Source organism: Catenibacterium sp. UBA627 (genome assembly GCF_002299355.1).
GTDB lineage: Bacteria > Bacillota_I > Bacilli_A > Erysipelotrichales > Coprobacillaceae > Catenibacterium > Catenibacterium mitsuoka.
The window spans coordinates 1-7,421 of record NZ_DBPF01000071.1; the positions used below are offsets into that span (position 1 = coordinate 1).

The window sequence follows — 7,421 nt, forward strand, 5'->3', positions numbered from 1 at the left end:
CTACCAACTGAGCTACGGAGAGAGGTGTGTCCTCAACCGACGAGTTATATATTACACGATTAAGGACACTTCGTCAACTACTTTATGAACTTTTTTTACGCTTTTTTTAAACCTTTAAAAAAGATCTTCATCGTTCTTATATTTAGAGTTTATGATGATTGTTTCTGTATGATCAATACACTTCTGTACTTCTGTTTCAAAGTCCCATTTTGCTTCATAACCTTCTGCTTTATAAGCCTTAGGTTTAGTTGCTGGGTTATGTGGTGTAAAGATTGTACAGCAGTCTTCATATGGTCTAATAGAGATATCATATGTACCGATCTTTTCAGCAATATTAATAATTTCTAATTTATCCATACATGCAACAGGACGAATAACAGGCGTTGTAATAACCTGATTAATTGTATTCATTGATTCAAGTGTCTGAGATGCCACCTGACCAATACTTTCACCATTGACAATAGCTAAGCAGTCATTCTTCTTTGCAACACCTTCCGCAATTCTATACATCATACGACGCATAACTGTCATTGCATAAGATTCATCACAATGATCATATACAGATAACTGTAGTTCAGTAAACGGAACGATATGAACTTTAATAGAACCATGCGTATAGTCTTTTAATACATTCACTAAGTCTAATACCTTTTCCCTTGCTAATTCATTTGTATAAGGTGGAGAAGCATAGTGAATACATTCTAAGTCTACTCCACGCTTCATTGTCAAATAACCAGCAACAGGTGAATCAATACCACCCGAAAGCATTAATAAGGCTTTACCACCAATACCTACTGGATAGCCTCCAGCACCCGGAATCATGTTATCCATAATATAAATAGCATCTTTTCTATATTCTACACGTACTAAAATATCCGGATTGTGAACATCTACTGATAGTTCTTTTGTTGTATGATGGAATACATATCCTGCAATTTCCTTATTCATCTCAATAGATGTCTTAGGATATGATTTGTCATGTCTTTTTGTATCAATCTTAAAAGTATGACCTTCATCATGATCAATAATATAAGTGACAACTTCCTTGGCCTTTTCTAAGTCATGTTCTACCTTATAACATAAAGAGAAGTTGTGAATACCAAAGATTGTCTTTAACTTATCTGTCACTTCTTCCGCATTTTCTTCATTTAAATAAATATAAAGACGATCATATGTTAATTCATATTCTAAGGCAGAATAGTCATGAAGTATTTCTTTTGTATTCTTTAATAGTTTTCTAATAAATAGTTTACGGTTCTTTCCTTTAGTTGTAAGTTCTCCAAAACGAACAAGAATATGATCTGGTTTCATCTAATTACCTCTGTTTCTTAATTCTATTTAATGTATCTTTTAAAGCATCTAGGAATATATCTAGTTCCTGCTTTGTAGTGAGATGTGAGAATGAAAGTCTTAATGCGCTTGAACTGATAAGAGGATCTAAATGCATTGCTTGAAGAGTATGAGAGATTTCTACTTTCTTACTTGAGCAGGCACTCTTTGTAGAGATATAGATTCCTTTAGCTTCTAGATCATGCACAATGACTTCTGGTTTATAGTGTGGACATGAAATATTCAAGATGAATGGACTCGCATCTTCTGGTGAATTGATGACAATATTATCCATTTCACTTAACTGTTCACGTAAATAGTCATTAAGTGATTTGACATAATCATAGTGACTCTTTTGAGATTCAATGGCTTTACGCATTGTTTTTGCAAGCACAATATCCACACAGGCATTGCTTGTTCCACCTCTCAAGCCATTTTCCTGCTGTCCTCCATTGATAAGAGGAACAATACTTGCAGTACGCTTCTTATAGAGTAAACCACTTCCTTTTAAACCAAATACCTTATGTGCTGAGAAAGTGGCTAAATCAATATCATCCAGCGTAATAGACAGCTTACCTAAAGCCTGTACCATATCAACATGATATTTTGTCTTAGGATTCTTTTTATGGACAATAGAAGCTATTTCATGAATAGGATTAATTGTTCCTACTTCATTATTGACATACATTGTAGAAACAAGAATAGTATCTTCTCTTATAAGAGATTCTAATTCTTCTAAATCAAGATGTCCTTTTGAATCAATAGACACATAATCCACTTCAAACCCAAATACTTCTTCTAGCTGCTTAAAAGTATTAGCTACACTTGAATGTTCAAAGGCCGTTGTAATAATATGCTTTCCTCTATTCATATATTGTAAGGCCGTTCCTTTGATAGCTGTATTATTAGACTCTGATGCACATGATGTAAAGATTAATTCTTCAGGACTTACATGAAGTAGCTTCGCGATATGTGAACGTGACTGTTCAATCAAACGACTGACCTCATAACCTGGTGCATAAGCAGAATCAGAATTTGCAAAATAATTTGTTAATAGTTTTGTATATGTAGAGCGTATTTCCTCATCAAGAGGTGTTGTCGCTACATAATCTAGATAAATCATCTAATCACCCCGCCTTAAATAATAACGATATAAAAGAAAAAAGTCCACACTAAGCGGACTTAATTTCTTTTCTTTTGATGAGTTCTTCATATTTTCCTGGTTCAAGTCTTTCTAGAATATCAACTGCAACCTGTAATGCATTGCGATATTCACCATTTCTAAATAAGACTTCAGCCTTAGTAAGTTCTGTATTGACCTCTAAGAACATTGAACGATAACGATTGGCATAAACAATTGCATCTTCTACCATACCCGCTGTCACAATCATATTATGAACATTATCATAAAGCTTATAGATCACATCTCTCGCCCCTTCTACCTTGGCACATAGTTCATTCAATACAACCGGTTTATGGGCTTTAAAACGCTTGATTTCTTCTACCTTATTATAAGAGTCAGTAATATAATCACGATAAGAATCATTCACAAGAGGAAGATGTTCATTCTTGATTTCAGACTTGATTTCCAATAAGACAATATTGATGTTTTCGATGAGTTCTTCTGCTTCCTGATTCTTCTTTTCAATTTCATCTTTCTGCTTTTCAAACTCTTCAAGATATGCATCATGTGTCATCATTCTTTCATAAAGACTCTCAACATGTTCTAACATATTTGCATATGCAAAATGACCCGACTCCATCTGTTCAATAAGATCATTAGCGGCATTTTGAATCTGTATAAACTCTTCATGCTTCTTATTAATAACAACTTCTTCTTCATCAATCACAAATTCAGTAATCAAGCGACGATATTCCTTCATGGTCTGCTGATACATACTTGTAAGTCTCTGAAGTTCATTATAGCTTTCTCTCCATTTTTCCTTGAACTGCTTATATGAGTCAAGTTCTTTACTTAAATCAATCACTAATCCTTCAATAAGACCAGTTAAAGGTTCAAGCACTTCTGCTGCAGCCTTAATATCTACATTCTTTACCTGCACAATGGATTCTTCCATCTGCTCATCCACTTCCTGACGGCGTGCAGCAACCTTCATTTCTTCAAGCGCATAATCATCACCTTCTAAAGAAGCAATTAATTCATCCACCTTATTGATCTTGCTGGGCAATAAATCAGATACTACATAAACATAAGAAGGAAGATCCTTTAAATTTTCATGAAGACTATCAATACGATTTTCAATTTCTTCTGTAAACTTCTTAGCATCCGCAAACATCTGATTATTCATTAATGTTTCAAGCTTCACAAAATCATCATCTAGTTCTTTAAACATCTCTAAGGCATGTGGCACAAACTCTTCAACTTTAATACGGATTTTATCGTATTCATTGCCTACCTGACGATACTTTTCTTTTACTCTGATGATTTCTATACGCTGGATGTTTTCTATTTCTGTAACCTTCTCAATGCGGGCAAGAAGAGCTTTTGCATCACGATCATAACGCTGTATCATTTCCTGAATCATCGTTAATTTCTTTTTGACACCATGGCTCTTTCCATAAAATAAAGCAGCATCCACTTCATCCACTAGAACACCTAATTCATTCTTCTGGAATTCAGTGATCTCTTCAAAATCCTTAGTGAACTCTTCATATTGTTCAACAACTTCCGGCATATTTTTCGCAATGGACTGCACACGGCCCAATCTATATTGTAATGGCAGTGTTTTAATTCCAGTAATCTGGTTTTCTAATTCTAAGATTTCTTGACGATATACCTTTAACTTCACTGAATGATATATAATCATAAAAATAATCAAAACAATGAGGATAGAGGCAAATATTACTAGGTTTCTTACTCCTATATATTGTATTAGTTCCTTCAAATAATCCATAAAACATCCCTCTCTTACATATCGACTTAATTTTATCATATTTTTCAAGTCATTTCATTACGGAATAGTGAAACCATCAAAAAAATACACATCTGTTTATTTCTTTTTACGAAAATCTTTACTCTATCTTAAAAAATAGGGCTATGATTGTATTGTTTAGGGAGGGTAAAACATGAATGAAAGTACAGATTTAATACATGGTAAGATATGGAAAGCGATATTATGGTTTTCTATTCCTATGTTAGTCGGAAACTTATTCCAGCAGCTTTATAACACAGTGGACTCTTATGTAGTAGGTAACTTCGTGAGTTCAGGGGCTCTTGCAGCTGTTGGACAATCCACTCCAATCATTAATACTCTTGTCGGTTTCTTTACAGGACTTGCGACAGGTGCGGGAGTAGTCATTGCTCAATATTTTGGTGGTAATCATTTAAATAAGATGAAAAAAGCGATTCATACATCAATTGCCTTAACTCTTATTCTATGTGTATTATTTACTATTTTAGGTATAGGTTTATCACGTCAGATTTTAATTCTTATTGGTTCTCCTGATTCGGTCATGACACCAGCAGCTTTATATTTACGTATTTATTTTGGTGGTATTTCTTTTGTATGTATTTATAATATGGGCTCAGGTATATTACGTGCTGTAGGTGATTCTAAGACACCACTTTATTATTTGATTATTGCGTCTATTATTAATATTATTCTAGACTTTGTTTTTGTATTGAATTTTCATATGGGTGTTGCAGGTGCTGGATGGGCGACTTTTATTGCCCAGGGGATCAGTGCGCTGCTTGTTATAATAAAATTAGTATTCTCGAGAGAAATCTATAAAGTAGAGATTAAAGAAATTTCTATCGATAAGCCAATCTTAAAGAAGATTATTGAAATAGGAATCCCTACCGCCCTACAGCAATCCATTGTATCTTTTAGTAACGTAATCGTTCAGTCTTATATCAATACTTTTGGCGCTAATGCAGTAGCTGGTTATACTTCTTATGTAAAGATTGATGGATTCCTACAATTACCAATTCAAAGCTTTGCGATGGCTATTACGACTTTTACTGGACAGAATATTGGTGCGCATGCCATAGATCGTGTTAAGAAAGGTCTTCGCACAACAATGGCTATGACCTTTGGAGTTACAACTATAGGTGTTATTTTGATTTATGTATTTGGTGAGCAGCTTGTAGGTATCTTCTCTAGTGATCCTGAAGTGATTAAATACGGTTATTTAATGGCCCGTGTCTTCGCAGCAGGATATCTCACATTGCCAGTTATTCAGATTATTTCTGGTGCACTTAGAGGTGTCGGGTTATCTAATATTCCAATGTATTTCATGGTAGGTACATTCGTCTTTTTGAGACAGATTTATCTTGCGGTAGCAGTTCCTTTTACTCATAATATTGCTATTGTATTTGCAGGATGGCCTGTAACCTGGGTTGTTTGCATGATTGGATTACTTATCTACTACTTCCGTGTACATTGGCTAGATCATGTATAAGAATGTCGGATTTAATCCGATATTCTTTTTTGTAGTGGTATAATTATGTAAGGAGGTAAAATCATGGAAAGAATAATTAATTTTTTGAAAGAAGCAGATACTTATTACCTAGCAACAGTTGAAGGTGATCAACCAAGAGTAAGACCTTTTGGGACAGCACATATATTTGAGGGAAAGCTCTATATTCAAACAGGGAAGGTAAAGAATGTATCAAAACAGATTCATGCAAATCCAAAGGTAGAAATTTGTGCATACAAGAATGGTGAATGGCTACGTATTTCAGGAGAACTTATAGAAGATGACCGAAAAGAACCAAAACAATCCATGCTTGATGCATATCCATCTTTAAAGAAAATGTATTCAGCCGATGATGGAAATACAGAAGTATTCTATTTTAAGAATTCGACTGCCACTTTCTATTCATTTACACATGAGAAAAAAGTTGTAAACTTCTAGGGAGCACAATATGAATAATAAAGAATTATACACAAGACTTAAAAATATCCTTTCTGAGATATCAGAAGAAGATTATCCAGAAATCTATAATATCGTAGAAAATGAATTAGATTTTTCAGATGAAGCAGTCTATGAAGAGGCTTATAATATTGCAGGAGAATTACATGAAGCAGATGGCACAAAGATTCTTCCTGAATGTGTCGCTGATTTTATTATAGACGTCTATACTGATGAACTTAATTCAGGAAATGTGAATGCAGCATGTGATATTGGATCACTCTATTATACTGGTCGTGCTGGTGAGCAGAATTATAAAAAAGCTGTTGAGTATTATACAATTGCAGCAGATGGAGGATGTCGTCAGGCACAGGAAAACTTAGGGTATTGTTTCTATTATGGTAGAGATATACCTGTGGATTATGAGAAAGATTTTCATTATTTCGCATTAGGGGCATTTGATGGACATCTTCGATCACTCTATAAGATTGGTGATATGTATCGTAATGGTTATTATGTAGACAAAAATGAGATAGAAGCATTCCGTATCTATATGCATTGTGCCCAGGGACTTAATGAAGATAATATTCATCTAGTAGGTGCTGATATTATGATGCGTCTAGGTGATTGTTTCTTTAAGGGCATTGGTACAGAAGTAGATAACAAGCAGGCCTTAAAATATTACCAGTTAGCTGAACAGATGTATTATGAAAGACTTGAATCAGGAGATTTTCTCATTAAAAACTGTTATAAGCATGTTTTAAAAAATCAAGAAGAGGCAAGACAAAGATTAAATGATGTATTGCCTGGATATGAGTGGACAAAATAAGAGGTAACATATGATTAAAACAATTCAAGGTGATATCACAAAAGTAACAGACGTAGAGGCTATTGTGAATGCAGCCAATAAACTCCTACTAGGTGGAGGCGGTGTAGATGGAGCAATCCATCGTGCGGCAGGACCAGAACTTCTTGAAGAGTGCAGAACTCTTCATGGATGTGAAACAGGAGAAGCAAAAATCACAAAAGCATATAATCTTCCTTGTAATTATGTAATTCACACTGTAGGTCCTATCTGGTGTGGTGGAAATCACAACGAAGAAGAATTACTTGCACTCTGCTACTACAACTCTATGAAGCTGGCAATGGATCATGGTATCAAAAGAATCGCATTCCCTTCTATATCAACAGGTATTTATCATTTTCCTGTTGATAAA

At 34.4% G+C, this 7,421-nt stretch carries 7 protein-coding genes; 4 read left to right on the forward strand and 3 right to left on the reverse strand.

Annotation, left to right across the window (positions count from 1 at the left end; all coding sequences use genetic code 11):
• Window positions 1–114: 114 nt before the first annotated feature.
• From thiI to B2S90_RS04765, 3 genes are read right to left on the reverse strand one after another with little or no spacing between them, the layout of a single operon-like run.
• Window positions 115–1,311, reverse strand: a complete 1,197-nt coding sequence (gene thiI / locus B2S90_RS04755) for a tRNA uracil 4-sulfurtransferase ThiI (protein WP_055234886.1) — start codon at window positions 1,309–1,311, stop codon at window positions 115–117.
• A 4-nt stretch (window positions 1,312–1,315) separates the two neighbouring features.
• Window positions 1,316–2,452: a cysteine desulfurase family protein gene (locus B2S90_RS04760; protein ID WP_286696618.1), complete on the reverse strand. Its 1,137-nt coding sequence runs from the start codon at window positions 2,450–2,452 to the stop codon at window positions 1,316–1,318.
• Between the two features lie 49 nt (window positions 2,453–2,501).
• Entirely contained in the window at window positions 2,502–4,244 is a 1,743-nt protein-coding gene (locus B2S90_RS04765) for a septation ring formation regulator EzrA (protein WP_055289884.1), read from the reverse strand.
• A gap of 172 nt (window positions 4,245–4,416) precedes the next feature.
• Between B2S90_RS04765 and B2S90_RS04770 the strand changes: the two genes are divergently transcribed.
• The 4 genes from B2S90_RS04770 to B2S90_RS04785 all read left to right on the forward strand — a co-directional run.
• On the forward strand, window positions 4,417–5,751 hold the full coding sequence (locus B2S90_RS04770) for an MATE family efflux transporter (RefSeq protein ID WP_055289886.1): 1,335 nt from the start codon (window positions 4,417–4,419) through the stop codon (window positions 5,749–5,751).
• Between the two features lie 63 nt (window positions 5,752–5,814).
• Window positions 5,815–6,207 (forward strand): pyridoxamine 5'-phosphate oxidase family protein, encoded by a 393-nt coding sequence (locus B2S90_RS04775; protein ID WP_286696619.1) that lies wholly within the window; start codon window positions 5,815–5,817, stop codon window positions 6,205–6,207.
• 10 nt (window positions 6,208–6,217) lie between these two features.
• Window positions 6,218–7,033: a tetratricopeptide repeat protein gene (locus B2S90_RS04780; RefSeq protein ID WP_286696620.1), complete on the forward strand. Its 816-nt coding sequence runs from the start codon at window positions 6,218–6,220 to the stop codon at window positions 7,031–7,033.
• A gap of 10 nt (window positions 7,034–7,043) precedes the next feature.
• Window positions 7,044–7,421, forward strand: a 378-nt coding sequence (locus B2S90_RS04785; RefSeq protein WP_286696621.1) for a macro domain-containing protein, incomplete at its 3' end; no start/stop codon positions are given.

Excerpts from the sequence above, each read along its gene's own strand:
- B2S90_RS04770 (WP_055289886.1), top strand. The coding sequence starts at position 4,417 with ATGAATGAAAGTACAGATTTAATACATGGTAAGATATGGAAAGCGATA.
- B2S90_RS04760 (WP_286696618.1), bottom strand. The coding sequence starts at position 2,452 with ATGATTTATCTAGATTATGTAGCGACAACACCTCTTGATGAGGAAATA.
- B2S90_RS04765 (WP_055289884.1), bottom strand. The coding sequence starts at position 4,244 with ATGGATTATTTGAAGGAACTAATACAATATATAGGAGTAAGAAACCTA.
- B2S90_RS04780 (WP_286696620.1), top strand. The coding sequence starts at position 6,218 with ATGAATAATAAAGAATTATACACAAGACTTAAAAATATCCTTTCTGAG.
- thiI (WP_055234886.1), bottom strand. The coding sequence starts at position 1,311 with ATGAAACCAGATCATATTCTTGTTCGTTTTGGAGAACTTACAACTAAA.
- B2S90_RS04775 (WP_286696619.1), top strand. The coding sequence starts at position 5,815 with ATGGAAAGAATAATTAATTTTTTGAAAGAAGCAGATACTTATTACCTA.